Here is a 26,231-nt window from a genome sequence, read left to right as displayed (position 1 = left end):
ACGCACTTCTGGTCTTGGAGAAATGGATGAAATCACTGTTTAAAGTAACTCTGCTGGCAACCACCATGGCGATCGCCCTGAATGCCACTCAGGTTATGGCTGCTGAAGCCACAGCACCGGCCGCTGCTGCCCCTGCGCCAGCTGCTGCAGCTGCACCGGCAGCAACAGATAAGACCAAGTTCAAAAGTGATGACGAGCAGGCAGCGTATGCACTGGGTGCATCTTTGGGCCGTTACATGGACAATTCACTGAAAGAACAAGAAAAATTGGGTATCAAACTGGATAAAGACCAGCTGATCGCCGGTGTTCAGGACGCGTTTGCAAACAAAAGCAAACTGTCTGATCAGGAAATCGAGCAAACTCTGCAAACCTTCGAAGGCCGTGTGAAAGCTTCTGCACAGGCTAAGATGGAGCAGGACGCTAAAGCTAACGCTGACAAAGGCGACAAATTCCGTGCTGACTTCGCCAAAGAAAAAGGCGTGAAGAAAACTGAATCTGGTCTGCTGTATCAGGTAGAAAAACCAGGTACCGGCGCAGCGCCGAAAGACAGCGATACCGTTGTTGTTAACTACAAAGGCACCCTGACCGACGGTACTGAGTTCGATAACTCTTATACCCGTGGCGAGCCACTGTCCTTCCGTCTTGACGGTGTTATCCCAGGCTGGACCGAAGGCCTGAAACACATCAAGAAAGGCGGCAAAATCAAGCTGGTCATTCCACCGGAACTGGCTTACGGCAAAACAGGCGTCCCGGGGATCCCTGCTAATTCTACTCTGGTGTTCGATGTTGAACTGCTGGATGTGAAAGCAGCGCCAAAAGCTGATCCTAAAGCCGCAGAAAAACCTGCTGAAGCAGAAGCTGCGCCGAAAGCTAACTAAGCTATCGCACTGTTACTGCATAGAACCGTCGCTTAACGCGGCGGTTTTTTTTCGTCAGTCACTTTTATCTGAACCCGCCCCTCATTTTATTGCGGTTACTCTATGATGATAACTTGACGCTTTTGTCTGCCCGGCATAACGTCACAGATCCATATACTCGCAAGGCCGTTTTTTCTGTACTTTTGATACAGTAACGACCCTGAAACGATGAATAATGCGCTCTGACTCCCGTTGGAAGGCGCGATATAGAGGGTGGTAGCTTCGATGTCTAATTCGCTTATAACTGGCGAAACCGGCGATCTGGATTTGCTGGACCAACGTCCTTTCAGCCAGGTCGACCATGAAATTTTGTCTTCATACGAGGCCGTGGTGGACGGGCTTGCAATGCTGATTGGTGAGCACTGCGAAATTGTTCTGCACTCACTGGAAGACCTGAAATGCTCTGCGGTTCGTATCGCGAATGGTGAACATACCGGCCGTAAAATCGGGTCGCCGATTACGGATCTCGCCCTGCGCATGCTGCATGACATGACCGGTGCAGACAGCAATGTTTCCAAAGCCTATTTCACCCGTGCCAAAAGCGGCGTGCTGATGAAGTCAGTGACTATCGCCATCCGCAACCGTGAGCAACGTGTCATCGGGTTGCTGTGCATTAACATGAACCTTGATGTGCCTTTCTCGCAGATCATTCAGACCTTCATGCCGCCTGAAACGCAGGAAGTGGCCTCTTCGGTGAACTTTGCCTCGTCGGTTGACGACTTGGTCGCTCAGACACTGGAATTCACAATTGAAGAAGTGAATGCGGATCGCAATGTTTCTAACAACGCGAAGAACCGTCAGGTTGTGCTCAATCTCTATGAGAAAGGTATTTTTGATATTAAAGATGCGATTAATCAGGTGGCTGACCGTCTGAATATTTCCAAGCACACTGTGTATCTCTATATCCGCCAGTTTAAAAGTGGTGATCTGGTGGGGAACGAACGTTGAAGCTCCGCTACTGCCTTCTGGTAACCGGTCCGGCGTATGGAACTCAGCAAGCCAGTGCGGCGTATCAGTTTGCACTGGCACTGATTGCCTGCGGGCATCAGCTCGACAGCATTTTTTTCTATCGTGAAGGTGTGCTCAACGGCAATTTGCTTTCTGCACCGGCCTCCGATGAATTTGATTTAGTGAGATCCTGGCAGCGAATGGCCGCTGATCATCAGGTGGCGCTCAATGTGTGTGTCGCTGCGGCATTGCGTCGCGGTGTGATTGACGAAACGGAAGCCCATAATCAGGGGCATGGTCAGACTAACCTGCAGCCGGGTTTTCATCTGACCGGCTTAGGTAGCCTCGCTGAAGCTTCGCTGACTTGTGACCGTTTGGTGCAGTTCTGATGTGCTATTTCAGAGAACAAAAATGAAGAAGGTAGCCTTTATATTTACGCAAGGACCTCACGGGTCTTCCGCAGGGCGAGAAGGCCTTGATGCATTGCTTGCCACTTCAGCGTTGACCGAGGATATCGGGGTCTTTTTTATGGCTGACGGCGTTTTTCAGCTGATGCCAGCGCAGCAGCCTGAAAAAATTCTGGCCCGTAACTATATTTCCACGTTCGGTGTGCTTCCCCTCTATGATGTCGACCAGTGCTTTATCTGCACCGAGTCTCTGAAGGCTCGCGGTTTATCTGCAGGGCACGCATGGGTACTCGATGTTGAGCCGCTGTCAGTGGGTGAAATCCGCGAACGGTTGGCCAGTTACGATGTGGTGATGACGTTTTAAATCAGGAAAACCCATGCTTTTTACCCTTTCCAGTTCTCCGCAACATTGTGATTTTTCATTACTTCTTAAGATGGTTGCACCGGATGATGCGCTTTTGCTGATGCAGGATGGTGTACTCGCGGCGATCCATGACAGTGAAGCCTGCGAACTGCTGAGCCAGCACGTTCAGTCAGTGTATGTATTAGGCGAAGATCTGGCTGCGCGAGGATTGGTTGGTCAAATTTCGCACAAAGCCACCTTGATCGACTATACTGGTTTCGTTGCGCTGACTGAGAAGCATGCCCAGCAAACGGCATGGTGAATCAACGATGTGCTGTATATTTCTTGACACCCTCTTAGGTCAGCCCTAAAATTCTGCGTCCCCATATTGGCTAATGCTTTTTATGGGGCGATTTATCACGCGTTTACAAAGTAGTTTATGAACCAAAATCCAGGAGCTTTTTAATGGCAACAATTAATCAGCTGGTACGCAAACCACGCTCTACGAAGGTTGCTAAAAGCAACGTTCCAGCGCTGGAAGCTTGCCCGCAGAAACGTGGCGTATGTACTCGTGTATATACCACCACCCCTAAAAAACCAAACTCCGCACTGCGTAAAGTATGCCGTGTGCGTTTGACTAACGGTTTTGAAGTTACCTCCTACATCGGCGGTGAAGGTCATAACCTGCAGGAACACTCCGTGATCCTGATCCGTGGCGGTCGTGTAAAAGACTTGCCAGGTGTGCGTTATCACACCGTCCGCGGCGCGCTGGACTGTTCAGGCGTTAAGGATCGTAAGCAATCTCGTTCTAAATACGGCGTTAAAAAGCCGAAGTCTTAATGGTTCTCCGTTAAGTAAGGCCAAACATTTTCACTTTACTGTCAAAATAAACTCTTAGAGTTTTGGACAATCCTGAATTAACAACGGAGTATTTCCATGCCACGTCGTCGCGTCATTGGTCAACGTAAAATCCTGCCAGATCCTAAGTTCGGATCCGAACTTCTGGCGAAATTCGTAAACATTCTGATGGTAGATGGTAAAAAATCTACTGCAGAAGCAATCGTCTACACTGCTCTTGAGACCCTGGCTCAACGTAGCGGTAAAGGCCATCTGGAAGCTTTCGAAGTCGCTCTGGACAACGTTCGTCCGACTGTCGAAGTTAAGTCCCGCCGCGTAGGTGGTTCTACTTACCAGGTTCCAGTTGAAGTCCGTCCGGTTCGTCGTAATGCCCTGGCAATGCGTTGGATCGTTGAAGCTGCTCGTAAACGCGGTGATAAATCCATGGCTCTCCGCCTGGCGAACGAACTTTCTGATGCTGCAGAGAACAAAGGTACTGCAGTTAAGAAACGTGAAGACGTTCACCGTATGGCTGAAGCCAACAAGGCGTTCGCCCACTACCGCTGGTAATCACTTCGCAGTAGTTATGCTAACCAAGCGGGCGCTTCAAGAAGCCAACCCGCTTGGGTTAACCGAACTTGAACGTCCTAGTAATAGAGGAATCAAATGGCTCGTAAAACACCCATTGAGCGCTACCGTAACATTGGTATCAGTGCTCACATCGACGCCGGTAAGACAACCACTACCGAACGTGTTCTGTTCTACACCGGTGTAAACCACAAAATCGGTGAAGTTCATGATGGCGCAGCCACCATGGACTGGATGGAGCAGGAGCAGGAACGTGGTATTACCATCACGTCCGCTGCGACCACCTGTTTCTGGTCAGGTATGGCTAAGCAGTTCGAACCACACCACATCAACATCATCGACACCCCAGGGCACGTTGACTTCACCATCGAAGTTGAACGTTCCATGCGTGTTCTTGATGGCGCGGTAATGGTTTACTGTGCTGTTGGTGGTGTTCAGCCACAGTCTGAGACCGTATGGCGTCAGGCAAACAAATATAAAGTTCCACGTATCGCGTTCGTTAACAAAATGGACCGTATGGGTGCAAACTTCCTGAAAGTTGTTGATCAGATTGAAAAACGTCTGGGCGCAACTCCGGTGCCTCTGCAACTGGCAATCGGCGCGGAAGAGAAATTCACCGGTGTTGTTGACCTGGTGAAAATGAAAGCGATCAACTGGAACGAAGCCGATCAGGGCGTGACCTTCGAATACGAAGAGATCCCGGCTGATATGCAAGAACTGGCTGAAGAATGGCGTCAGAAACTGGTTGAGGCCGCTGCTGAAGGCTCTGATGAGCTGATGGAGAAATTCTTTGGTGGCGAAGAGCTGACTGAAGAAGAGATCAAAAGCTCACTTCGTGCACGCGTATTGCGTAACGAAGTTATCCTGGTTACCTGTGGATCTGCGTTTAAAAACAAAGGCGTACAGGCAATGCTGGATGCGGTTGTTGAGTATCTGCCAGCACCAACTGACGTTGAAGCTATCAACGGTTTGTTGGATGACGGTAAAGATACTCCGGCAGTTCGCCATTCTGATGATGCAGAGCCGTTCTCTGCTCTGGCGTTCAAAATCGCTACTGACCCATTCGTGGGTAACTTGACGTTCTTCCGTGTTTATTCCGGTCTCGTCAACTCAGGTGACACTGTATTTAACCCAGTGAAATCTCAGCGTGAACGTCTGGGTCGTATCGTTCAGATGCACGCTAACAAGCGTGAAGAAATTAAAGAAGTTCGTGCAGGCGACATCGCTGCTGCGATCGGTCTGAAAGACGTGACTACGGGTGACACCCTGTGTGATCCGGATAACGTGATCATTCTGGAACGCATGGAATTCCCTGAGCCGGTAATCTCCGTTGCAGTAGAACCAAAAACCAAAGCTGACCAGGAAAAAATGGGTCTGGCTCTGGGACGTCTGGCGAAAGAAGACCCATCATTCCGCGTTTGGACTGATGAAGAGTCTGGTCAGACAATCATCGCAGGTATGGGTGAGCTTCACCTGGACATCCTTGTTGACCGTATGCGTCGTGAGTTTAACGTTGAAGCTAACGTCGGTAAGCCGCAGGTTGCTTACCGTGAAGCGATTCGCGCTAAAGTTACTGATGTTGAAGGTAAACACGCTAAGCAGTCTGGTGGTCGCGGTCAGTATGGTCATGTTGTGATCGACATGTATCCATTGGAGCCAGGCTCGAATCCGAAAGGGTATGAGTTTGTCAACGAAATCAAAGGTGGTGTGATTCCTGGTGAATTCATCTCTGCGATTGATAAAGGCATCCAGGAACAGCTGAAGTCTGGTCCATTGGCGGGTTACCCAGTAGTAGATCTCGGTGTGCGTCTGCACTTCGGTTCTTACCACGACGTTGACTCCTCCGAGTTGGCGTTTAAACTGGCTGCTTCTATTGCCTTTAAAGATGGTTTTAAGAAAGCAAAACCTGTTCTGCTTGAGCCGATCATGAAGGTTGAAGTAGAAACGCCGGAAGAGAACACGGGTGACGTTATCGGTGACCTTAGTCGTCGCCGTGGCCAGCTGAAAGGTCAGGAATCTAACGCTACTGGCGTTCAAATTCACGCTGAAGTTCCGCTTTCCGAAATGTTCGGTTATGCGACTCAGCTGCGTTCACTGACCAAAGGCCGTGCATCTTACTCCATGGAATTCCTGAAGTATGATGATGCGCCGAATAACGTGGCCCTGGCCGTTATTGAAGCTCGTGGCAAATAAGCCACTGGTTTAAACACAATGATCCCGTGCTCTCTCTTTGAAGGGAGAGCACAAGAGTAAGGAATATAGCCGTGTCTAAAGAAAAATTTGAACGTACAAAACCGCACGTTAACGTTGGTACTATCGGCCACGTTGACCACGGTAAAACTACCCTGACTGCAGCAATTACTACCGTTCTGGCTAAAACCTACGGCGGTTCTGCACGCGCATTCGATCAGATCGATAACGCACCAGAAGAAAAAGCTCGTGGTATCACCATCAACACTTCACACGTTGAATATGACACCCCAAGCCGCCACTACGCGCACGTTGACTGCCCAGGCCACGCCGACTATGTGAAAAACATGATCACCGGTGCTGCTCAGATGGACGGTGCAATTCTGGTTGTTGCTGCAACTGACGGCCCTATGCCTCAGACCCGTGAGCACATCCTGCTGGGTCGCCAGGTTGGCGTTCCATACATGATCGTATTCATGAACAAATGCGACATGGTTGATGACGAAGAGCTGCTGGAATTGGTAGAAATGGAAGTTCGTGAACTTCTTTCTCTGTACGAATTCCCAGGCGACGATATCCCAGTTGTTCGTGGTTCAGCGCTGAAAGCACTGGAAGGCGAAGCTGAGTGGGAAGCTAAAATCATCGAACTGGCTGGTTTCCTGGATTCTTACATCCCAGAACCAGAACGTGCTATCGACCTGCCGTTCCTGCTGCCAATCGAAGACGTATTCTCCATCTCCGGCCGTGGTACAGTTGTTACCGGTCGTGTAGAGCGCGGCATCGTTAAAGTCGGCGAAGAAGTTGAAATCGTTGGTATCAAAGATACCGTGAAATCTACTTGTACTGGCGTTGAAATGTTCCGCAAACTGCTTGACGAAGGTCGTGCTGGTGAGAACGTTGGTGTTCTGCTGCGTGGTATTAAGCGTGAAGACATCGAACGTGGTCAAGTTCTGGCTAAACCAGGCTCAATCAAACCACACACTACCTTTGACTCAGAAGTTTATATCCTGAGCAAAGATGAAGGCGGCCGTCATACTCCGTTCTTCAAAGGCTACCGTCCACAGTTCTACTTCCGTACAACTGACGTGACCGGTACCATCGAACTGCCAGAAGGCGTTGAGATGGTTATGCCTGGTGACAACATCAACATGGTTGTTACCCTGATCCATCCAATCGCGATGGACCAAGGTTTGCGTTTCGCAATCCGTGAAGGCGGCCGTACTGTAGGCGCTGGTGTTGTTGCTAAAGTTATCGCTTAATCGCTGATAATTAAGAGCAAAAAAAGGGTGCTTCGGCACCCTTTTTTATTGTTCGAAATTCGTGAGGAAAAGTGCATAAACAGCATTTGCAATAATAACCATTCTTATTTACATTAAGACTAAGATTTAGACGAAGTGTGGTTTATATGTACGTGTGTTTATGCAATTCAGTCAGTGATAAAACGATCAGACAAGCCGTCCGGCGTTACCAGCCACAAACGTTTCAACAGCTCAGAAATTTTGTTCCGGTAGGAAGTCAATGTGGCAAATGTGTGCGGGCTGCACGCCAGATAATGGAAGATGAATTAGAGCAAATTCCAGAGTTCAAAAACATCGCGTAAAAATACTTCAGTAAAAAGTGTGCCTTTTTTTTGACTTACTCTGTACCGGATCTACGCTTTAGATACCGGAACGGAGGAGTTACCTATGAAAGGCGATAAAAAAGTCATTACACACCTCAATAAACTTCTTGGAAATGAACTGGTTGCGATTAATCAGTATTTTCTGCATGCCCGTATGTTCAAAAACTGGGGCTTAATGCGCCTGAATGGTATCGAGTATCATGAGTCTATCGACGAAATGAAACATGCCGATATTTACATTGAACGAATTCTTTTCCTCGAAGGCATCCCAAACCTGCAAGATCTCGGAAAGCTTAACATTGGCGAAGATGTTGAGGAGATGCTCAAGTCAGATTTACTTCTTGAGCTTGAAGGGGCGAAAGATCTACGCGCAGCCATTGCATATGCTGACTCCGTTCATGATTACGTCAGCCGAGATATCATGATCACGATTTTGGCCGATGAGGAACATCACATCGACTGGCTGGAAACAGAGATTGAACTCATTGGCCGCATAGGCCTGCAAAACTATATTCAGTCTCAGTTAAAAGATGAATCGCAGTAAGGTCTGAAAGCTGATCCCGTAAAGATTACATCAGCCAGAGCATATGACTCTTCTGGCTGATGTAGATAAACAAGCCAGCAGATGAAAGCCCTGGTCCAAATGGGATAAGTTGACCACTCCGACCAGCCACTTTCCAACTAAGCCAAAATACAATCCCCGAAAATGCAGCTAACGTGCAGACGAGCGGAAGCATTTCCAATCCCACCCATGCTCCGATGGCTGCGAGCAATTTTAAATCGCCGAACCCAATACCTTCCTGGCCTGTGAATATTCTAAATACCCAATAAAGTACCCACAAAGACAGATAGCCAAAGATTGAGCCAAGCACCGCAAATTCCAGTGGTATCCCAAAGCCAGACACGCTTATCAGCAATCCCGACCACATTAGCGGTTGAGTAAGTGCATCCGGTAACAAAAGGGTGAAGTAATCGATCATGCTTAAGGCTAGAAGAAACCATGCGAACACACAGATTTGGATAAAGTCCACAAGGGAGGGCGCTACTAAAGAGATGCTGAGGAACAACAATCCGCAAGTTGCCTCTGTCAGCGGGTAGTGCAAAGAGATTCGCTCATAACAGCAATCGCAGCGTCGCTTGAGTAACACTCCATTAAAAAAGCGAATACTTGGCCAGGTACACAATACGTGTTTGCAGTTTGGGTAAGAGCATGCAGATGTTGAGATTTGTGCAATGAGGTATGAGTCTGTCTTTGAGCTCACTTTGGGACAATAGTACCAGACGACCGCATGTAAAAAACGGCCAAAAATCAGACCCGTAACCAAAGAACCAACCTGAAAACTGTATGAAATAATCCCATGCCCTCCGAGCAGGCTTTGCCATGTCGCCCCCATGTTTTTACTTTCCTTTGCTCAAATCGCCAAATCTAATGAATAAAGATGTTGCATTGCCTATACGGGCACAGCGAGAGAATTCAATATTAAGTGTGATGACATTTTGAAAATGATGAATTGAATGGAAGGTATAGGCGGGATGAATTACTGGGGACAACAGATTCGAGAGGATGCACAGTCACGACTGTGGCGAGCAAAATAAAAGCACATCGTCAGCATTGGTAGTTGCTTATTCCGGCGGTTTACGTATAATGCGCGGGCTTACCTAATATTGGTAAGCCTGATTCAATCAGAATCAGCTGGCCAATGAGGCAACTCACTGGTCAACAATACTCCCGATATGGGGGTTATGTGAAGAACGATTACACTCTCCCATCAATCGAAATGGGTATGAGGAGTAATCATTTACGTTTAAAATAATTGGAGCTCTGGTCTCATGCAGAACCAAAGAATCCGTATCCGCCTGAAAGCGTTTGATCATCGTCTGATCGATCAATCAACTGCGGAAATCGTTGAGACTGCGAAGCGCACTGGTGCGCAAGTTCGTGGTCCAATCCCGCTGCCGACCCGCAAAGAGCGTTTTACTATTCTGATTTCTCCGCACGTCAATAAAGATGCGCGTGATCAGTATGAAATTCGTACTCATAAGCGTCTGGTTGACATCGTTGAGCCAACCGAGAAAACCGTTGATGCTCTGATGCGTCTGGATCTGGCTGCTGGTGTAGACGTGCAGATCAGCCTGGGTTAATCAGGGTCATTGACGATTGAGAGGTTGAAACAATGATTGGTTTAGTCGGTAAGAAAGTGGGCATGACTCGTATCTTCACAGAAGATGGCGTTTCTATCCCAGTAACCGTTATCGAAATTGAAGCAAACCGCGTTACTCAGGTCAAAGACCTGGACAACGATGGTTACCGTGCTGTGCAGGTTACTACTGGTAGCAAAAAAGCTAACCGTGTAACCAAACCAGAAGCGGGTCACTTCGCTAAAGCTGGCGTAGAAGCTGGCCGCGGTCTGTGGGAATTCCGCCTTGCAGAAGGTGAAGAATTTACTGCAGGTCAGAACATTAGCGTTGAAATTTTCGCAGACGTTAAGAAAGTCGATGTTACCGGTACTTCTAAAGGTAAAGGTTTTGCCGGCACAGTTAAGCGCTGGAACTTCCGTACCCAAGATGCTACCCATGGTAACTCCTTGGCACACCGTGGTCATGGTTCAATCGGTCAGAACCAGACTCCAGGTAAAGTGTTCAAAGGTAAGAAAATGGCAGGCCAACTGGGTAACGAACGTGTAACCGTTCAGAGCCTGGATGTAGTACGCGTTGATGCTGAGCGCAACCTACTACTGGTCAAGGGTGCTGTTCCGGGTGCAACCGGTGGCAACCTGATCGTTAAACCTGCTGTTAAGGCTTAACGTCGAGGAGATAGGAATGGAATTAGTAGTGAAAGACGCGCAAAGCGCGCTGACTGTTTCCGAAACTACCTTCGGGCGTGATTTCAATGAAGCGCTGGTACACCAGGTCGTTGTTGCTTATGCAGCAGGTGCCCGTCAAGGTACTCGCGCTCAGAAGACCCGTGCTGAAGTAACTGGTTCCGGTAAAAAACCTTGGCGTCAGAAAGGTACTGGCCGTGCGCGAGCAGGTTCTGTAAAGAGCCCAATCTGGCGTTCCGGTGGTGTAACCTTCGCTGCAAAGCCACAGGACCACAGTCAAAAAGTAAACAAAAAGATGTACCGCGGCGCGCTGAAAAGCATCCTGTCCGAATTGGTACGTCAAGATCGTCTGATCGTTGTCGAAACGTTCTCTGTAGAAGCGCCTAAAACTAAGTTGCTGGCACAGAAACTGAAAGACATGGCTCTGGAAGACGTGCTGATTGTAACTGGCGAAGTCGACGAGAATCTGTTCTTGGCGGCACGTAACCTGTATAAGGTTGACGTTCGCGATGTTGCAGGTATCGATCCAGTAAGCCTGATCGCCTTCGACAAAGTGGTTATGACTGCTGACGCTGTGAAGCAAGTTGAGGAGATGCTGGCATGATTCGTGAAGAACGTCTGCTGAAAGTGCTGCGAGCGCCGCACGTTTCTGAAAAAGCTTCTACCGCGATGGAAAAGAACAACACCATCGTACTCAAAGTTGCCAAAGACGCGACTAAAGCAGAAATCAAAGCTGCGGTTTCGAAGCTGTTTGAAGTCGAAGTCGAAGACGTAAACACCTTGCTGGTTAAAGGCAAAGTGAAACGTCAGGGTCAGCGTGTTGGTCGTCGTAGCGACTGGAAAAAAGCTTACGTCACCCTGAAAGAAGGCCAGAATCTGGACTTCATCAGCGGCGCTGAGTAAGTCGGAGGAGTAAGAAACAATGGCAATTGTTAAATGTAAACCTACATCTCCGGGTCGTCGCCACGTTGTTAAAGTGGTTAACCCTGAGCTGCATAAGGGTAAACCTTTTGCCCCGCTGCTTGAAAAACTGAGCAAAAGCGGTGGCCGTAACAACAATGGCCGTATCACCACCCGTCATATCGGTGGTGGCCACAAACAGCATTACCGTCTTGTTGACTTCAAACGCAACAAAGATGGAATCGCTGCAGTGGTTGAGCGTCTGGAGTACGATCCGAACCGTTCCGCGAATATCGCGCTGGTTCTGTACAAAGACGGCGAACGCCGTTACATCCTGGCGCCGAAAGGCCTGAAAGTGGGTGACCAGATCCAATCTGGCGTTGATGCTGCAATCAAGACAGGTAACGCCCTGCCTATGCGCAACATCCCAGTAGGTTCAACGGTTCATAACGTAGAAATGAAACCAGGTAAAGGCGGGCAAATGGCTCGTTCAGCCGGTGCCTACGTTCAGATCGTTGCTCGTGACGGTTCCTACGTAACTCTGCGTCTGCGCTCTGGCGAAATGCGTAAAGTTCAGATTGATTGCCGCGCCACCTTAGGTGAAGTCGGTAACTCTGAACATATGCTTCGCGTTCTGGGTAAAGCAGGTGCAAGTCGTTGGCGTGGTATTCGTCCTACCGTTCGCGGTACTGCGATGAACCCAGTCGATCACCCACACGGTGGTGGTGAAGGTCGTAACTTTGGTAAGCACCCGGTAACTCCGTGGGGCGTTCAAACCAAAGGTAAGAAGACCCGTAGCAACAAGCGTACTGATAAATTCATTGTACGTCGCCGTAGTAAAAAATAATTAGAGGATAAGCCATGCCACGTTCTCTCAAGAAAGGTCCTTTTATTGACCTGCACTTGCTGAAGAAGGTAGAGAAAGCGGTGGAAAGCGGTGACAAGAAGCCTTTGCGCACTTGGTCCCGTCGTTCAACGATCTTTCCTAACATGATCGGTTTGACCATCGCTGTCCATAATGGTCGTCAGCACGTACCAGTGTTCGTTTCCGATGAAATGGTCGGTCACAAACTGGGTGAATTCGCGCCGACTCGTACTTATCGCGGCCATGCGGCTGATAAAAAAGCTAAAAAGCGCTAAGGTAGGAGGAAGAGATGGAAACTATAGCTAAACATCGCCACGCTCGTTCTTCTGCTCAGAAGGTCCGCCTTGTTGCTGACCTGATCCGCGGTAAGAAAGTGTCGCAAGCTCTGGAAACTTTGGCCTACACCAACAAGAAAGCTGCTGGTCTGGTTAAGAAGGTGCTGGAGTCTGCCATTGCTAACGCAGAACACAACGATGGCGCTGACATCGATGATCTCAAAGTCACGAAAATTTTCGTAGACGAAGGCCCAAGCATGAAGCGCATTATGCCGCGTGCTAAAGGTCGTGCAGATCGCATCCTGAAGCGCACCAGCCACATTACTGTGGTTGTGTCCGATCGCTGAGACTCTGGAGACTAGCAATGGGTCAGAAAGTACATCCTAATGGTATTCGCCTAGGTATTGTCAAACCTTGGAATTCTACTTGGTATGCAAATACCAAAGATTTCGCTGACAACCTGGACAGCGACTTTAAAGTTCGCCAGTTCTTGACTAAAGAATTGGCGAAAGCTTCCGTTTCTCGCATCGTTATCGAGCGTCCAGCGAAGAGCATCCGTGTGACTATTCACACTGCTCGCCCTGGCATCGTTATCGGCAAGAAAGGTGAAGATGTCGAAAAACTGCGTAAGGTCGTAGCGGATATCGCTGGCGTTCCTGCGCAGATTAACATCGCCGAAATCCGTAAACCGGAACTGGACGCAAAATTGGTTGCTGACAGTATCACTTCACAGCTGGAACGTCGCGTTATGTTCCGTCGTGCTATGAAGCGTGCTGTACAGAACGCAATGCGTCTTGGCGCTAAAGGTATCAAAGTTGAAGTAAGCGGCCGTCTTGGCGGTGCTGAAATCGCGCGTACCGAATGGTACCGTGAAGGTCGTGTTCCGTTGCACACTCTGCGTGCGGATATCGATTACAACACATCTGAAGCGCACACCACTTATGGTGTAATCGGCGTTAAGGTATGGATCTTCAAAGGTGAGATCCTGGGTGGTATGGCTGCAGTTGAACAACCGGAACCGGCTGCTCAACCTAAAAAGCAGCAGCGTAAAGGCCGCAAGTAAGGAGAGTCGCTGATGTTACAACCAAAGCGTACAAAATTCCGTAAGGTGCACAAGGGCCGTAACCGTGGTCTTGCGCAAGGTACGGATGTGAGCTTCGGCACTTACGGTCTGAAAGCTGTTGGCCGTGGTCGTCTGACTGCTCGTCAAATTGAAGCAGCACGTCGTGCGATGACCCGTGCAGTTAAGCGTCAAGGTAAGATCTGGATCCGAGTATTCCCGGACAAACCGATCACCGAGAAACCGCTTGAAGTTCGTATGGGTAAAGGTAAAGGCAACGTAGAGTATTGGGTTGCTTTGATTCAGCCTGGTAAAGTCCTGTATGAAATGGACGGTGTGCCTGAAGAGGTAGCTCGTGAGGCCTTCCAGCTGGCAGCAGCCAAACTGCCTATCAAAACCACCTTTGTAACTAAGACGGTGATGTAATGAAAGCACAAGAGCTGCGCGAAAAAAGCGTGGAAGAGCTGAACACTGAGCTTCTTAACCTTTTGCGTGAGCAGTTTAACCTGCGCATGCAAACGGCAAGTGGCCAGTTGCAGCAAACACACCTGTTGAAACAAGTGCGTCGTGATGTTGCACGTGTGAAGACTTTACTGACTGAAAAGGCGGGTGCGTAATGACTGATAAGATCCGTACTCTGCAGGGTCGCGTAATCAGTGACAAAATGGAGAAATCCATCGTTGTTGCGATTGAACGTGTGGTGAAACACCCGATCTACGGTAAATTCATCAAACGTACGACCAAATTGCACGTACATGACGAGAACAATGAATGTGGTATCGGCGACGTTGTAGAAATCAGCGAATGCCGTCCACTGTCTAAGACTAAGTCTTGGACCTTGGTTCGAGTTGTAGAGAAAGCGATTCTGTAATACAGTAGCGCTTCTCAAAAATAAATAAACGGCTCATGTACGTGGGCCGTTTATTTTTTCTACCCATAATCGGGAACCGGTGTTATAATGCCGCGCCCTCATATTGTGGGGATTTCTTAACGACCTATCCTGGGTCCTAAAGTTGTAGTTGACATTAGCGGAGCACTAACATGATCCAAGAACAGACTATGCTGACCGTGGCCGACAACTCCGGTGCACGTCGCGTAATGTGTATCAAGGTTCTAGGTGGCTCGCACCGTCGCTACGCAGGCGTCGGCGACATCATCAAAATTACCATCAAGGAAGCAATTCCTCGCGGTAAGGTGAAGAAAGGCGATGTGCTGAAGGCGGTAGTGGTGCGCACCAAGAAGGGTGTTCGTCGCCCGGACGGTTCTGTCATTCGCTTCGATGGTAATGCATGCGTTATTTTAAACAATAACAGCGAGCAGCCAATCGGCACGCGTATTTTTGGGCCGGTAACTCGTGAACTGCGTAATGAGAAGTTCATGAAAATTATCTCTCTGGCACCAGAAGTACTCTAAGGAGCGAACCATGGCAGCGAAAATCCGTCGTGATGACGAAGTTATCCTGCTTACCGGTAAAGATAAAGGTAAGCGCGGTAAAGTAAAAAATGTCCTGACTTCTGGCAAAGTCATTGTTGAAGGTATCAACCTGGTTAAAAAACATCAGAAGCCTGTACCGGCCCTGAATCAACCAGGCGGCATCGTTGAAAAAGAAGCTGCAATTCCGGTTTCTAACGTTGCTCTCTTCAACACGGCTACTGGCAAGGCGGACCGTGTAGGCTTTAGATTCGAAGACGGCAAAAAAGTCCGTTTCTTCAAATCTAACAGCGTAACTATCAAGTAATTTGGAGTAGTACGATGGCGAAACTGCATGATTACTACAAAGACGATGTCGTAAAAAAACTCATGGCTGAGTTTGGTTACAATTCTGTCATGCAAGTCCCTCGGGTCGAGAAGATCACCCTGAACATGGGTGTTGGTGAAGCGATCGCTGACAAGAAACTGCTGGATAACGCAGCAGCTGACCTGGCAGCAATCTCCGGTCAAAAACCGCTGATCACCAAAGCACGCAAATCAGTTGCAGGCTTCAAAATCCGTCAGGGCTATCCGATCGGCTGTAAAGTAACCCTCCGCGGCGAACGCATGTGGGAGTTCTTTGAGCGTCTGGTCTCTATTGCTGTTCCACGTATTCGTGACTTCCGCGGCTTGTCTGCTAAGTCTTTCGATGGTCGTGGTAACTACAGCATGGGCGTGCGTGAACAGATCATCTTCCCGGAAATCGATTATGATAAAGTCGATCGCGTTCGTGGTTTAGATATTACTATCACCACTACTGCGAAATCCGATGATGAAGGCCGTGCATTGCTGACAGCCTTTAACTTCCCGTTCCGCAAGTAAGGCAGGGTTACTAATGGCTAAGCAATCCATGAAAGCACGCGAAGTCGTTCGCGTAAAACTGGCTGATAAATACCGCGCTAAACGCGAGGAATTGAAAGCTATTATCTCTGGTGTGAACTCATCCGACGAAGATCGTTGGGATGCAGTTCTTAAGCTGCAGTCTCTGCCGCGTGATTCCAGCCCGTCTCGTCAGCGTAACCGCTGCCGTCAAACTGGTCGTCCGCATGCTTTCCTGCGGAAGTTCGGGTTGAGCCGTATTAAGGTCCGTGAAGCCGCTATGCGCGGTGAAATTCCGGGTCTTAAAAAGGCTAGCTGGTAATTGTCACCAATTGAATCACGGGAGTAAAGACAGATGAGCATGCAAGATCCGATCGCGGATATGCTGACCCGTATCCGTAACGGTCAAGCCGCGAACAAAGTTGCGGTCACCATGCCTTCCTCCAAGCTGAAAGTGGCTATTGCCAACGTGCTGAAGGAAGAAGGCTATATTGAAGAATTTAAAATCGAAGGCGACGCCAAACCTGAACTGGAATTAGTACTTAAGTACTTCCAGGGCAGCCCGGTGGTAGAAAGCATTCAACGTATCAGCCGTCCAGGTCTGCGCATCTACAAGAAAAAAGATGAGCTGCCTAAAGTTATGGCGGGTATGGGTATTGCTGTTATTTCTACCTCTAAAGGTGTTATGACCGATCGTGCAGCTCGCCAGGCTGGTCTTGGTGGCGAGATTATCTGCTACGTAGCTTAATTGGGAGGAAAGAATGTCTCGTGTTGCAAAAGCACCCGTCGTCATTCCTGCCGGCGTAGAGGTTAAACTCAACGGTCAGGTTATTTCGATTAAGGGTAAAAACGGCGAGCTGTCACGTACTATCCATGACGCTGTAGTTGTTAAACAGGAAGAAAATACACTGACTTTCGCTCCACGCGAAGGCGCTGTAGACGGTTGGGCCCAAGCGGGTACCACTCGTGCACTGTTAAACTCTATGGTTGTAGGTGTTACCGACGGCTTCATTAAAAAGCTTCAACTGGTAGGTGTTGGTTATCGTGCTGCTGTTAAAGGCAACGTGGTGAATTTAGCCTTAGGCTTTTCTCACCCGGTCGATCATCAACTGCCGGAAGGCATTACTGCAGAATGTCCGACCCAAACTGAAATCGTGCTGAAAGGCGCTGATAAGCAGGTAATTGGTCAGGTTGCTGCGGATTTACGTGCCTACCGTCGTCCTGAGCCTTATAAAGGCAAGGGTGTCCGTTACGCCGACGAAGTCGTGCGTACCAAAGAGGCTAAGAAGAAGTAAGGTAACACTATGGATAAGAAATCTGCTCGTATCCGTCGTGCGACCCGCGCACGCCGCAAGCTCAAAGAATTGGGTGCGACTCGTCTGGTGGTACATCGTACCCCGCGTCATATTTACGCACAGGTCATCGCACCAAACGGTTCTGAAGTCATAGTTGCTGCATCTACTGTAGAAAAAACTATCACTGAGCAACTGAAGTATACCGGCAACAAAGATGCTGCCACTGCTGTAGGTAAAGCTATCGCAGAACGCGCATTGGAAAAAGGGATCACGAAAGTATCCTTTGACCGTTCCGGTTTCCAATATCATGGTCGAGTCCAGGCACTGGCAGATGCTGCCCGTGAAGCTGGCCTTCAGTTCTAAGGAAGAGGTTTAAGATGGCTCACATCGAAAAACAAGCTGGCGAACTGCAGGAAAAGCTGATCGCGGTAAACCGCGTATCTAAAACCGTAAAAGGTGGCCGTATCTTCAGCTTTACCGCACTGACAGTAGTTGGTGATGGTAACGGTCGCGTTGGTTTTGGCTACGGCAAAGCACGCGAAGTTCCGGCAGCGATCCAGAAAGCGATGGAAAAAGCCCGTCGCAACATGTTGAATGTCGCGCTGAATAGCGGCACCCTGCAGCATCCTGTTAAAGGTGCTCATACGGGTTCCCGTGTGTTCATGCAGCCGGCTTCCGAAGGTACCGGTATCATCGCCGGTGGTGCAATGCGCGCCGTCCTGGAAGTTGCAGGGGTACATAACGTATTGGCTAAAGCCTATGGTTCTACAAACCCGATTAACGTGGTTCGTGCAACTATTGATGCTCTGGCAAATATGAAATCCCCACAAATGGTCGCTGCCAAGCGTGGTAAATCCGTTGAAGAAATTCTGGGGTAATTAACCATGGCAAAGACTATTAAAGTTACACAAACTCGCAGTTCAATTGGCCGCCTGCCTAAGCATAAAGCTACTCTGGTTGGTCTGGGTCTGCGTCGTATTGGTCACACCGTAGAGCGCGAGGATACTCCTGCTGTACGCGGTATGATCAACCTGGTTTCCTACATGGTTAAGGTTGAGGAGTAAGAGATGCGTTTAAATACTCTGTCTCCGGCTGATGGTGCCAAACAAGCGCCAAGGCGTGTAGGTCGTGGTATTGGTTCTGGCCTGGGTAAAACCGGTGGTCGTGGTCACAAAGGTCAGAACTCACGTTCTGGCGGTGGCGTACGTCGCGGTTTTGAAGGTGGTCAGATGCCTTTATATCGTCGTTTGCCGAAATTCGGCTTCACCTCCCGCAAAGCAATGATCACGGCAGAAGTTCGTCTGTCTGAGCTGGCTCTGGTGGAAGGCGACGTGATCGACCTGAACGCGCTGAAAGCCGCTAACGTAGTTGGTATCCAGATCGAGTTCGCGAAAGTAATCCTTTCAGGCGAAGTTGGTCGTGCGGTAACTCTGCGTGGTTTGCGTGTCACCAAAGGCGCTCGTGTTGCTATCGAAGCTGCTGGCGGTAAAATTGAGGAATAAGTAGCAGATGGCTAAGCAACCGGGATTAGATTTTCAAAGTGCCAAGGGTGGACTAGGCGAACTGAAGCGCAGACTTTTGTTTGTTATCGGTGCGCTGATCGTTTTCCGTATCGGCTCTTTTATTCCGATCCCTGGTATTGATGCCACTGTACTTGCCAAATTGCTCGAGCAGCAAAGAGGCACCATCATTGAAATGTTTAACATGTTCTCTGGTGGTGCTCTCAGCCGTGCTTCAATCTTTGCTCTGGGGATCATGCCGTACATTTCGGCATCGATCATTATCCAGTTGTTAACGGTGGTTCATCCAGCGTTAGCGGAAATAAAGAAAGAAGGGGAGGCTGGCCGTCGTAAGATTAGCCAGTACACCCGTTACGGTACGCTGGTATTGGCAGTGTTCCAGTCGATCGGTATTGCTACCGGTTTGCCGAACATGCCTGGTATGCAAGGCCTGGTGTTAAATCCAGGCTTCGCATTCTACTTTACTGCTGTTGTGAGTCTGGTTACCGGGACAATGTTCCTGATGTGGCTGGGTGAACAAATTACTGAACGAGGTATCGGTAACGGTATTTCGATCATTATTTTCGCCGGTATCGTAGCGGGTCTCCCGCCAGCAATCGCCCATACTATCGAACAAGCTCGGCAAGGCGACCTGCACTTCCTCCTGTTGCTGTTGGTTGCAGTTTTAGTGTTTGCAGTGACTTTCTTTGTTGTCTTTGTCGAACGTGGTCAGCGTCGTATCGTCGTTAACTACGCTAAGCGTCAACAAGGTCGTCGTGTCTATGCAGCACAGAGCACGCACTTACCGTTGAAAGTGAATATGGCCGGGGTTATCCCAGCAATCTTTGCTTCCAGCATTATTCTGTTCCCTGCCACGATTGCATCATGGTTCGGGGGCGGAACTGGTTGGAACTGGCTGACTACGATTTCGCTGTATTTGCAGCCTGGACAACCGCTTTATGTGTTACTCTATGCGACTGCAATCATCTTCTTCTGTTTCTTTTATACTGCGTTGGTGTTCAACCCGCGTGAGACAGCAGATAACCTGAAGAAGTCCGGTGCATTTGTACCAGGAATTCGTCCGGGAGAGCAAACGGCGAAGTACATCGATAAAGTAATGACTCGTTTAACCTTAATTGGTGCGATGTATATTACTTTCATCTGCCTTATCCCGGAGTTCATGCGTGACGCGATGAAAGTTCCATTCTACTTTGGTGGTACTTCACTACTAATCGTAGTCGTTGTCATTATGGACTTTATGGCTCAAGTGCAAACTCTGATGATGTCAAGTCAGTACGAGTCTGCATTGAAGAAAGCAAACCTGAAAGGCTATAACCGCTAATCTGGTGCGTTTGCGAAGTTACGGAGAGTAAAAATGAAAGTTCGTGCTTCCGTCAAGAAATTATGTCGTAACTGCAAAATTGTTAAGCGTAACGGTATCGTTCGCGTAATCTGCAGCGCAGAACCGAAGCATAAACAGCGTCAAGGCTGATTATCTCGCATATTTTTCTTGCAAAGTTGGGTTGAGCTGGCTAGATTAGCCAGCCAATCTTTTGTATGTAAGCAGCAATACTATTTGAGTATCCTGAAAACGGGCTTTTCAGAATGGTATTGCCGTATATAAATAGTAGGAGTGCATAGTGGCCCGTATAGCAGGCATTAACATTCCTGATCAGAAACATACCGTGATCGCATTAACTTCGATCTACGGCATCGGCAAGACCCGCTCACAGTCTATCTGTGCTGCATCCGGTATTGCTGAAAATGTTAAGATCAGTGAGCTGTCTGAAGAGCAAATCGAAAAACTGCGTGACGAAGTTGCCAAGTTCATTGTTGAAGGTGATCTGCGTCGTGAAGTCACCCTGAGCATCAAGCGTCTTATGGACCTTGGGACTTATCGTGGTTTGCGTCATCGTCGTGGTCTTCCAGTACGCGGTCAGCGTACCAAGACTAACGCACGTACCCGTAAGGGTCCGCGTAAACCGATCAAGAAATAATCGGGGTGATTGAATAAATGGCAAAGGCACCTGTTCGTACACGTAAACGTGTAAGAAAACAAGTCTCTGACGGCGTGGCTCATATCCATGCTTCTTTCAACAACACCATTGTCACCATTACCGATCGTCAGGGTAATGCTTTGGGTTGGGCAACAGCTGGTGGTTCCGGTTTCCGTGGTTCTCGTAAATCCACTCCGTTCGCAGCTCAGGTTGCAGCAGAGCGCTGCGCTGACGCAGTGAAAGAATACGGTATCAAGAATCTGGAAGTTATGGTTAAAGGACCTGGTCCTGGTCGTGAGTCTACTATCCGCGCATTAAACGCGGCTGGTTTCCGCATCACTAATATTACTGATGTGACTCCTATCCCTCATAACGGTTGTCGTCCGCCGAAAAAGCGCCGCGTATAACGCTGCTTTTTTAGGTTTGTTGGAGAGAGAAAATGGCAAGATATTTGGGTCCTAAGCTCAAGCTTAGCCGTCGTGAGGGCACAGATTTATTCCTTAAATCTGGCGTTCGCGCGATCGATACCAAGTGTAAAATTGAACAAGCTCCTGGTCAGCATGGTGCGCGTAAACCGCGTCTGTCTGACTATGGTGTACAGTTACGTGAAAAGCAAAAAGTTCGCCGTATCTACGGTGTTCTGGAGCGCCAGTTCCGTAACTATTATAAAGAAGCAGCACGCCTGAAAGGCAACACCGGTGCAAACCTGTTGCAACTGCTTGAAGGTCGTTTGGACAACGTTGTTTATCGTATGGGCTTCGGCGCTACTCGTGCGGAATCGCGCCAGTTAGTTAGCCACAAAGCTATCATGGTAAACGGTCGCGTTGTTAACATCGCTTCTTATCAGGTATCTCCGAATGACGTTGTCAGCATCCGAGAGAAAGCTAAAAAGCAATCTCGCGTGAAGGCCGCTTTGGAGTTGGCTGAACAGCGTGAAAAGCCGACTTGGCTTGAAGTTGATGCTGCTAAGATGGAAGGTGTGTTCAAGCGTATGCCTGAACGTACTGATCTGTCTTCCGACATTAACGAACACCTGATCGTCGAGCTTTACTCCAAGTAAAGCTTAGTACCAAAGAGAGGACACAATGCAGGGTTCTGTGACAGAGTTTCTAAAACCGCGCCTGGTAGATATCGAGCAAGTCAGTTCGACGCACGCCAAGGTGACCCTTGAGCCTTTAGAACGTGGCTTTGGCCATACTTTAGGCAACGCACTGCGCCGTATTCTGCTTTCATCCATGCCGGGTTGCGCGGTGACCGAGGTTGAGATTGATGGTGTACTGCATGAGTACAGCACCAAAGAAGGCGTACAGGAAGATATCCTGGAGATCCTGCTCAACCTGAAAGGGCTGGCGGTGAGAGTTCAAGGGAAAGATGAAGTTATTCTTACCCTGAATAAGTCTGGCATTGGCCCTGTGACTGCAGCCGACATTACCCATGATGGTGATGTCGAAATCGTCAAGCCGCAACATGTCATCTGCCACCTGACCGATGAGAACGCTGCTATTAGCATGCGTATCAAAGTTCAGCGCGGTCGTGGTTATGTGCCGGCGTCTGCCCGAATTCATTCGGAAGAAGATGAGCGCCCAATTGGTCGTCTGTTAGTAGATGCATGCTACAGCCCTGTAGAGCGAATTGCCTACAATGTTGAAGCAGCGCGTGTAGAACAGCGGACTGATTTGGACAAGCTGGTTATCGAAATGGAAACCAACGGTACGATCGATCCTGAAGAGGCGATCCGTCGTGCGGCAACCATTCTTGCTGAACAACTTGAAGCTTTCGTTGATTTACGTGATGTACGTCAACCGGAAGTCAAAGAAGAGAAGCCGGAATTCGATCCAATCCTGCTGCGCCCTGTTGACGATCTGGAATTGACTGTCCGCTCTGCTAACTGCCTTAAAGCAGAAGCAATCCACTACATCGGTGATCTGGTACAGCGTACCGAGGTTGAGTTACTTAAAACACCTAACCTGGGTAAAAAATCTCTTACTGAGATCAAAGACGTACTTGCGTCCCGTGGTTTGTCTCTGGGCATGCGCCTGGAAAACTGGCCACCAGCAAGTATTGCTGACGAGTAACCGGATCACAGGTTAAGGTTTTACTGAGAAGGATAAGGTCATGCGCCATCGTAAGAGTGGTCGTCAACTGAACCGTAACAGCAGCCACCGACAGGCTATGTTCCGTAACATGGCCGGCTCTTTGGTTCGTCATGAAATAATCAAGACGACCCTGCCGAAAGCGAAAGAGCTGCGTCGCGTTGTTGAGCCGCTGATTACTCTTGCCAAGACCGACAACGTTGCAAATCGTCGTCTGGCATTCGCCCGTACTCGTGATAACGAGATCGTGGCAAAACTGTTTAATGAACTGGGCCCGCGTTTCGCGAGCCGTGCCGGTGGTTACACTCGCATTCTGAAGTGTGGTTTCCGTGCAGGCGACAATGCGCCGATGGCTTACATCGAGCTCGTTGATCGTGCAGAGTCACAAGCAGAAGTAGCAACTGCTGAATAATCTGTAGATGCATGAAAAAGCCGGGCTTTGCCCGGTTTTTTTACGCCTAAAATTTGACGTCTCAAAGTCCTCTATCTACGTTTGCAGCAGGCGGGTATGAATATTGACTTCCTCAATGGCCGTTACAAAGAAGCGTTGAAGGATTAATTTAGAGGTAAATGATCATGTATAAAATTGGTGAGCTGGCTGCTTTGGCGGGTGTCTCGACAGATACTGTTCGCTATTATGAAAAACAGGAAATGATGGCTACAGGACTACGAAATCCTTCCGGGTATCGCCAATATAACGAGAGCGACTTACAACGCTTGCGTTTTATACGGTATGCTAAATCCACCGGGTTTACGCTTGAAGCAATAAAAGAGCTGCTCTCGATTCGTGTTGATCCCCTTCATCATACTTGTCAGGAATCGAAGTCTATCGTTGATGAACGTCTTGCTGAGGTCGAACTGAAACTGCAAGAGCTCACTCAGATGCGCGAATCATTGAAAAGATTGAGTGCTGCATGCTGTGGCTCTGCTCACACCAGTGAAAGTTGCTCAATTTTGGGGGCGCTCGAAGATGGAGCCGGAAAAGTGGTCTGACTCGTTCAAGCGTTTTGAAAAGTGCTACAGATTGGAAATTAAACGCAGTATGATCCGCTGGCGTTTTATCCAATTTGCATTCTTATAAACCGAGGTATCTATGGCTCACTATAAGCACCAAAAAGGGACCATTCAGGATAATGCTTTGCAGGCTCTTCTTCATGACCCACTGTTTAAGCAGCGTATCGAGAAGAATCAGAAAGGTAAGGGAAGTTATCGTAGAAAAGAGAAAAATGGCAAGGGGAGTTATCTGGAGGGCAGTGTTGAGTGTTTAATCGAGTATTCAACACTGCCCTTCAAAAATTCTAAGCAAAAGCAACTTTCTTTTTTGTTACAATCTCGGTGTCTGTTGCTCTTTCAGCAAATCACGAATTTCTGCCAATAAAGTTTCTTCCGCAGTAGGTTTTGGCGGTGCTGCTGGTATATCTTCCTGTTTGCGACGCATTTTGTTCATCAGGGTAATCGCGCAGAAGATAGCTAAAGCAACAATGACGAAATCAAAGATATTTTGGATAAATACGCCGTAATGCATTACGACCGCGGGTACTGTTCCCTGCGCATCTCTGAGTACAACAGCGAATTGCTTGAAATCGACACCACCAATCAGCAGACCTAACGGTGGCATAATAATATCAGCAACAAATGATGACACTATCTTGCCGAAGGCTGCACCAATGATGACACCGACGGCCAGATCGACGACATTGCCGCGCATGGCAAATTCACGAAACTCTTTCATAAAACTCATAAAATACTCCTTGGCAAATTCATCAAATATGTCCAACAAAGTAAAGACCATATGTCGCGTCTTTGCTACAAAAGTTCTCTACTGAATCCTGTATAGCGCCAAATATTACCGGCACCTCGTCAATTTATAAGAAGAACGGGCTCGGCTGGAAAAGGCGTTCCACATCCCTGACAAATTTTTTATCTGTAATGAACATCACCACATGATCACCTTGCTGGATCCTACTGTTGCCATTAGCAATAATCACATCATTCCCGCGCACGATAGCGCCAATCGTGGTACCAGGCGGTAATTTTATTTGTTCTACAGTACGACCGACGACTTTAGATGTTGTCTCATCGCCATGCGCAATCGCCTCTATAGCTTCGGCTACACCACGGCGTAACGACGAAACACTGACAATATCTGCTTTTCTAACGTGCCCAAGCAGTGCAGAAATCGTTGCCTGTTGAGGTGAAATCGCAATATCAATCACGCTGCCTTGCACCAAATCTACGTACGCACTGCGCTGAATGAGAACCATCGCTTTTTTGGCCCCCATGCGCTTTGCCAGCATCGCAGACATGATATTTGCTTCATCATCATTGGTGAGCGCTATGAACACATCGACTTGTTCTATATGTTCTTCTGCTAACAGCTCTTGGTCAGAAGCATCGCCATAGAAAACAATTGTATCCTGTAACAGCTCCGCGAGTTCGGCAGCCCGCTGCTGATCTCGTTCAATCAGTTTTACACTGTAATTCTTCTCGAGACGTTGGGCCAGACCAGCACCAACGTTACCGCCACCGACGATCATGATCCGCTTGTAGGGTTTTTCCAATCGTTGGAGTTCGCTCATTACCGCACGGATGTGCTGAGAGGCGGCCACAAAGAATACTTCGTCGCCTGCTTCAATAATGGTTGAACCCTGCGGACGGATTGGACGATCCTGACGGAAAATCGCCGCAACGCGGGTTTCGATATGCGGCATATGTTCGCGCATTGAGGAAAGCGCGTTACCCACCAACGGACCGCCATAATAGGCTTTCACTGCTGCAATACTCACTTTCCCTTCTGCAAAGTTAACAACCTGCAATGCGCCCGGGTACTCGATTAATTTGTAGATGTAATCAGTAACTAATTGCTCAGGGGAGATCAGGTGGTCAATTGGTACAGCTTCAGGATGGAAAAGCTTTTCGGACTCACGGATGTATTCCGTGGAACGAATACGCGCAATGCGGTTTGGCGTATTGAAAAGTGAATACGCAATCTGACACGCTACCATGTTGGTCTCGTCAGAATTGGTCACTGCTACCAACATATCGGCATCTTCGGCGCCGGCTTCACGTAGTACGCGCGGATGAGAACCGTGCCCCTGCACAACGCGCAGGTCAAATTTGTCCTGAAGCTGACGTAACCGGACGGTGTTGGTATCGACAACGGTAATGTCGTTGTTTTCACCCACCAGATTTTCAGCGAGTGTTCCGCCAACCTGTCCGGCACCGAGAATTATTATTTTCATATGACTCTCTGCTTGGCTTCGAAGATTTCAGCCTGAGTAAGAC

Annotated in this window: 44 protein-coding genes; 41 read left to right on the top strand and 3 right to left on the bottom strand. The window is 48.6% G+C overall.

The genetic code is table 11. The features are described from left to right. The first annotated feature begins 26 nt into the window (after window positions 1-26). From fkpA to bfr, 11 genes are all read left to right on the top strand, one after another. Window positions 27-878 (top strand): FKBP-type peptidyl-prolyl cis-trans isomerase, encoded by an 852-nt coding sequence (gene fkpA, locus BV494_RS15170; protein ID WP_101077417.1) that lies wholly within the window; start codon window positions 27-29, stop codon window positions 876-878. 264 nt (window positions 879-1,142) lie between these two features. Then, window positions 1,143-1,865 carry a helix-turn-helix transcriptional regulator gene (locus tag BV494_RS15165; RefSeq protein ID WP_165061123.1) on the top strand — a complete coding sequence of 241 codons (723 nt, stop codon included), beginning with the start codon at window positions 1,143-1,145 and terminating at the stop codon, window positions 1,863-1,865. Next, window positions 1,862-2,254 carry a sulfurtransferase complex subunit TusD gene (tusD, locus tag BV494_RS15160; protein WP_104923592.1) on the top strand — a complete coding sequence of 131 codons (393 nt, stop codon included), beginning with the start codon at window positions 1,862-1,864 and terminating at the stop codon, window positions 2,252-2,254. The genes BV494_RS15165 and tusD overlap by 4 nt, the downstream gene beginning before the upstream one ends. Before the next feature lie 22 nt (window positions 2,255-2,276). Then, window positions 2,277-2,636, top strand: a complete 360-nt coding sequence (tusC, locus tag BV494_RS15155) for a sulfurtransferase complex subunit TusC (protein ID WP_104923591.1) — start codon at window positions 2,277-2,279, stop codon at window positions 2,634-2,636. Window positions 2,637-2,649: 13 nt separating this feature from the next. Then, window positions 2,650-2,937 carry a sulfurtransferase complex subunit TusB gene (tusB, locus tag BV494_RS15150; protein ID WP_104923590.1) on the top strand — a complete coding sequence of 96 codons (288 nt, stop codon included), beginning with the start codon at window positions 2,650-2,652 and terminating at the stop codon, window positions 2,935-2,937. Between the two features lie 143 nt (window positions 2,938-3,080). Continuing rightward, window positions 3,081-3,455: a 30S ribosomal protein S12 gene (rpsL, locus tag BV494_RS15145; RefSeq protein WP_013573668.1), complete on the top strand. Its 375-nt coding sequence runs from the start codon at window positions 3,081-3,083 to the stop codon at window positions 3,453-3,455. Between the two features lie 96 nt (window positions 3,456-3,551). Continuing rightward, window positions 3,552-4,022 carry a 30S ribosomal protein S7 gene (gene rpsG, locus BV494_RS15140; RefSeq protein ID WP_005969574.1) on the top strand — a complete coding sequence of 157 codons (471 nt, stop codon included), beginning with the start codon at window positions 3,552-3,554 and terminating at the stop codon, window positions 4,020-4,022. 96 nt (window positions 4,023-4,118) lie between these two features. Then, window positions 4,119-6,233 (top strand): elongation factor G, encoded by a 2,115-nt coding sequence (fusA, locus tag BV494_RS15135; RefSeq protein ID WP_104923589.1) that lies wholly within the window; start codon window positions 4,119-4,121, stop codon window positions 6,231-6,233. 71 nt (window positions 6,234-6,304) lie between these two features. Continuing rightward, entirely contained in the window at window positions 6,305-7,489 is a 1,185-nt protein-coding gene (gene tuf / locus BV494_RS15125) for an elongation factor Tu (RefSeq protein ID WP_104923588.1), read from the top strand. Between the two features lie 146 nt (window positions 7,490-7,635). Next, window positions 7,636-7,830, top strand: a complete 195-nt coding sequence (bfd, locus tag BV494_RS15120; RefSeq protein WP_104923587.1) for a bacterioferritin-associated ferredoxin — start codon at window positions 7,636-7,638, stop codon at window positions 7,828-7,830. 85 nt (window positions 7,831-7,915) lie between these two features. Next, complete coding sequence (bfr, locus tag BV494_RS15115; RefSeq protein ID WP_104923586.1) at window positions 7,916-8,395, top strand: bacterioferritin; 480 nt, start codon at window positions 7,916-7,918, stop codon at window positions 8,393-8,395. 25 nt (window positions 8,396-8,420) lie between these two features. Here bfr and BV494_RS15110 read toward each other — a convergent pair whose 3' ends face one another. After that, window positions 8,421-9,245: a prepilin peptidase gene (locus BV494_RS15110; protein ID WP_104923585.1), complete on the bottom strand. Its 825-nt coding sequence runs from the start codon at window positions 9,243-9,245 to the stop codon at window positions 8,421-8,423. Window positions 9,246-9,681: 436 nt separating this feature from the next. Between BV494_RS15110 and rpsJ the strand changes: the two genes are divergently transcribed. From rpsJ to BV494_RS14960, 30 genes are all read left to right on the top strand, one after another. Beyond that, window positions 9,682-9,993 (top strand): 30S ribosomal protein S10, encoded by a 312-nt coding sequence (rpsJ, locus tag BV494_RS15105; protein ID WP_009639175.1) that lies wholly within the window; start codon window positions 9,682-9,684, stop codon window positions 9,991-9,993. Window positions 9,994-10,025: 32 nt separating this feature from the next. Next, window positions 10,026-10,655, top strand: a complete 630-nt coding sequence (gene rplC / locus BV494_RS15100) for a 50S ribosomal protein L3 (RefSeq protein WP_056778020.1) — start codon at window positions 10,026-10,028, stop codon at window positions 10,653-10,655. Window positions 10,656-10,671: 16 nt separating this feature from the next. Continuing rightward, window positions 10,672-11,277, top strand: coding sequence for a 50S ribosomal protein L4 (gene rplD / locus BV494_RS15095; protein ID WP_009639177.1), 606 nt, complete (start codon window positions 10,672-10,674; stop codon window positions 11,275-11,277). Further along, on the top strand, window positions 11,274-11,576 hold the full coding sequence (rplW, locus tag BV494_RS15090; RefSeq protein WP_056778023.1) for a 50S ribosomal protein L23: 303 nt from the start codon (window positions 11,274-11,276) through the stop codon (window positions 11,574-11,576). Before rplD ends, rplW begins: the two co-directional genes overlap by 4 nt. Window positions 11,577-11,595: 19 nt before the next feature. Continuing rightward, a complete protein-coding gene (gene rplB / locus BV494_RS15085) occupies window positions 11,596-12,420 on the top strand; it encodes a 50S ribosomal protein L2 (protein ID WP_104923584.1) in 825 nt (274 codons plus the stop codon). A gap of 14 nt (window positions 12,421-12,434) precedes the next feature. Continuing rightward, window positions 12,435-12,713, top strand: coding sequence for a 30S ribosomal protein S19 (gene rpsS, locus BV494_RS15080; protein ID WP_004929772.1), 279 nt, complete (start codon window positions 12,435-12,437; stop codon window positions 12,711-12,713). Between the two features lie 14 nt (window positions 12,714-12,727). After that, window positions 12,728-13,060, top strand: a complete 333-nt coding sequence (gene rplV, locus BV494_RS15075) for a 50S ribosomal protein L22 (protein WP_004391423.1) — start codon at window positions 12,728-12,730, stop codon at window positions 13,058-13,060. 17 nt (window positions 13,061-13,077) lie between these two features. Beyond that, on the top strand, window positions 13,078-13,776 hold the full coding sequence (rpsC, locus tag BV494_RS15070) for a 30S ribosomal protein S3 (RefSeq protein WP_104923583.1): 699 nt from the start codon (window positions 13,078-13,080) through the stop codon (window positions 13,774-13,776). A 12-nt stretch (window positions 13,777-13,788) separates the two neighbouring features. Then, window positions 13,789-14,199 carry a 50S ribosomal protein L16 gene (gene rplP, locus BV494_RS15065; protein WP_104923582.1) on the top strand — a complete coding sequence of 137 codons (411 nt, stop codon included), beginning with the start codon at window positions 13,789-13,791 and terminating at the stop codon, window positions 14,197-14,199. Continuing rightward, on the top strand, window positions 14,199-14,390 hold the full coding sequence (rpmC, locus tag BV494_RS15060) for a 50S ribosomal protein L29 (RefSeq protein ID WP_013573692.1): 192 nt from the start codon (window positions 14,199-14,201) through the stop codon (window positions 14,388-14,390). The genes rplP and rpmC overlap by 1 nt, the downstream gene beginning before the upstream one ends. Further along, the gene (rpsQ, locus tag BV494_RS15055; RefSeq protein ID WP_014333604.1) at window positions 14,390-14,644 is read left to right on the top strand and encodes a 30S ribosomal protein S17; all 255 of its coding nucleotides are present in this window, start codon (window positions 14,390-14,392) and stop codon (window positions 14,642-14,644) included. Before rpmC ends, rpsQ begins: the two co-directional genes overlap by 1 nt. Window positions 14,645-14,814: 170 nt before the next feature. Next, a complete protein-coding gene (rplN, locus tag BV494_RS15050) occupies window positions 14,815-15,186 on the top strand; it encodes a 50S ribosomal protein L14 (protein WP_008457164.1) in 372 nt (123 codons plus the stop codon). 10 nt (window positions 15,187-15,196) lie between these two features. After that, complete coding sequence (rplX, locus tag BV494_RS15045) at window positions 15,197-15,511, top strand: 50S ribosomal protein L24 (RefSeq protein WP_056778037.1); 315 nt, start codon at window positions 15,197-15,199, stop codon at window positions 15,509-15,511. Window positions 15,512-15,525: 14 nt separating this feature from the next. Beyond that, window positions 15,526-16,065: a 50S ribosomal protein L5 gene (gene rplE / locus BV494_RS15040; RefSeq protein ID WP_013573695.1), complete on the top strand. Its 540-nt coding sequence runs from the start codon at window positions 15,526-15,528 to the stop codon at window positions 16,063-16,065. A gap of 13 nt (window positions 16,066-16,078) precedes the next feature. Further along, window positions 16,079-16,384, top strand: coding sequence for a 30S ribosomal protein S14 (gene rpsN / locus BV494_RS15035; protein WP_013573696.1), 306 nt, complete (start codon window positions 16,079-16,081; stop codon window positions 16,382-16,384). Window positions 16,385-16,417: 33 nt separating this feature from the next. Beyond that, window positions 16,418-16,810, top strand: a complete 393-nt coding sequence (rpsH, locus tag BV494_RS15030; protein WP_104923581.1) for a 30S ribosomal protein S8 — start codon at window positions 16,418-16,420, stop codon at window positions 16,808-16,810. A gap of 13 nt (window positions 16,811-16,823) precedes the next feature. Continuing rightward, the gene (gene rplF, locus BV494_RS15025) at window positions 16,824-17,357 is read left to right on the top strand and encodes a 50S ribosomal protein L6 (RefSeq protein WP_104923580.1); all 534 of its coding nucleotides are present in this window, start codon (window positions 16,824-16,826) and stop codon (window positions 17,355-17,357) included. 9 nt (window positions 17,358-17,366) lie between these two features. Further along, window positions 17,367-17,720 (top strand): 50S ribosomal protein L18, encoded by a 354-nt coding sequence (rplR, locus tag BV494_RS15020; RefSeq protein ID WP_013573699.1) that lies wholly within the window; start codon window positions 17,367-17,369, stop codon window positions 17,718-17,720. A 14-nt stretch (window positions 17,721-17,734) separates the two neighbouring features. Beyond that, window positions 17,735-18,235, top strand: coding sequence for a 30S ribosomal protein S5 (gene rpsE, locus BV494_RS15015; RefSeq protein WP_101080135.1), 501 nt, complete (start codon window positions 17,735-17,737; stop codon window positions 18,233-18,235). A gap of 6 nt (window positions 18,236-18,241) precedes the next feature. Beyond that, a complete protein-coding gene (gene rpmD / locus BV494_RS15010; protein ID WP_101080134.1) occupies window positions 18,242-18,421 on the top strand; it encodes a 50S ribosomal protein L30 in 180 nt (59 codons plus the stop codon). 3 nt (window positions 18,422-18,424) lie between these two features. Further along, window positions 18,425-18,859, top strand: a complete 435-nt coding sequence (rplO, locus tag BV494_RS15005) for a 50S ribosomal protein L15 (protein WP_013573702.1) — start codon at window positions 18,425-18,427, stop codon at window positions 18,857-18,859. 7 nt (window positions 18,860-18,866) lie between these two features. Further along, a complete protein-coding gene (gene secY / locus BV494_RS15000) occupies window positions 18,867-20,198 on the top strand; it encodes a preprotein translocase subunit SecY (RefSeq protein WP_013573703.1) in 1,332 nt (443 codons plus the stop codon). Between the two features lie 33 nt (window positions 20,199-20,231). Beyond that, complete coding sequence (gene rpmJ / locus BV494_RS14995; protein WP_012768118.1) at window positions 20,232-20,348, top strand: 50S ribosomal protein L36; 117 nt, start codon at window positions 20,232-20,234, stop codon at window positions 20,346-20,348. A gap of 148 nt (window positions 20,349-20,496) precedes the next feature. Next, window positions 20,497-20,853, top strand: a complete 357-nt coding sequence (gene rpsM, locus BV494_RS14990) for a 30S ribosomal protein S13 (RefSeq protein ID WP_013573704.1) — start codon at window positions 20,497-20,499, stop codon at window positions 20,851-20,853. A gap of 17 nt (window positions 20,854-20,870) precedes the next feature. Beyond that, on the top strand, window positions 20,871-21,260 hold the full coding sequence (rpsK, locus tag BV494_RS14985) for a 30S ribosomal protein S11 (protein ID WP_004929731.1): 390 nt from the start codon (window positions 20,871-20,873) through the stop codon (window positions 21,258-21,260). A 32-nt stretch (window positions 21,261-21,292) separates the two neighbouring features. After that, the gene (rpsD, locus tag BV494_RS14980) at window positions 21,293-21,913 is read left to right on the top strand and encodes a 30S ribosomal protein S4 (RefSeq protein WP_095923750.1); all 621 of its coding nucleotides are present in this window, start codon (window positions 21,293-21,295) and stop codon (window positions 21,911-21,913) included. Window positions 21,914-21,938: 25 nt separating this feature from the next. Continuing rightward, a complete protein-coding gene (locus tag BV494_RS14975; RefSeq protein WP_002919219.1) occupies window positions 21,939-22,928 on the top strand; it encodes a DNA-directed RNA polymerase subunit alpha in 990 nt (329 codons plus the stop codon). Window positions 22,929-22,968: 40 nt separating this feature from the next. Further along, window positions 22,969-23,358 carry a 50S ribosomal protein L17 gene (gene rplQ / locus BV494_RS14970; RefSeq protein ID WP_034793661.1) on the top strand — a complete coding sequence of 130 codons (390 nt, stop codon included), beginning with the start codon at window positions 22,969-22,971 and terminating at the stop codon, window positions 23,356-23,358. 164 nt (window positions 23,359-23,522) lie between these two features. Beyond that, window positions 23,523-23,939: a Zn(2+)-responsive transcriptional regulator gene (gene zntR / locus BV494_RS14965; protein ID WP_104924812.1), complete on the top strand. Its 417-nt coding sequence runs from the start codon at window positions 23,523-23,525 to the stop codon at window positions 23,937-23,939. Window positions 23,940-24,039: 100 nt separating this feature from the next. Continuing rightward, window positions 24,040-24,324, top strand: coding sequence for an alternative ribosome-rescue factor A (locus BV494_RS14960; RefSeq protein WP_104923579.1), 285 nt, complete (start codon window positions 24,040-24,042; stop codon window positions 24,322-24,324). Here BV494_RS14960 and mscL read toward each other — a convergent pair. Both mscL and trkA read right to left on the bottom strand, forming a co-directional pair. After that, entirely contained in the window at window positions 24,271-24,687 is a 417-nt protein-coding gene (mscL, locus tag BV494_RS14955; RefSeq protein WP_104923578.1) for a large-conductance mechanosensitive channel protein MscL, read from the bottom strand. The two genes, BV494_RS14960 and mscL, sit on opposite strands and share 54 nt — an antisense overlap. A gap of 124 nt (window positions 24,688-24,811) precedes the next feature. Continuing rightward, window positions 24,812-26,188: a Trk system potassium transporter TrkA gene (gene trkA, locus BV494_RS14950; RefSeq protein ID WP_104923577.1), complete on the bottom strand. Its 1,377-nt coding sequence runs from the start codon at window positions 26,186-26,188 to the stop codon at window positions 24,812-24,814. Between the last annotated feature and the right edge of the window lie 43 nt (window positions 26,189-26,231).

Origin of the sequence: Rahnella sikkimica (assembly GCF_002951615.1) — a bacterium.
Classification (GTDB): Bacteria; Pseudomonadota; Gammaproteobacteria; order Enterobacterales; family Enterobacteriaceae; genus Rahnella; species Rahnella sikkimica.
The sequence above is the reverse complement of the archived record's forward strand: the minus strand, read 5'-3'. Positions and strand labels throughout refer to the sequence as shown.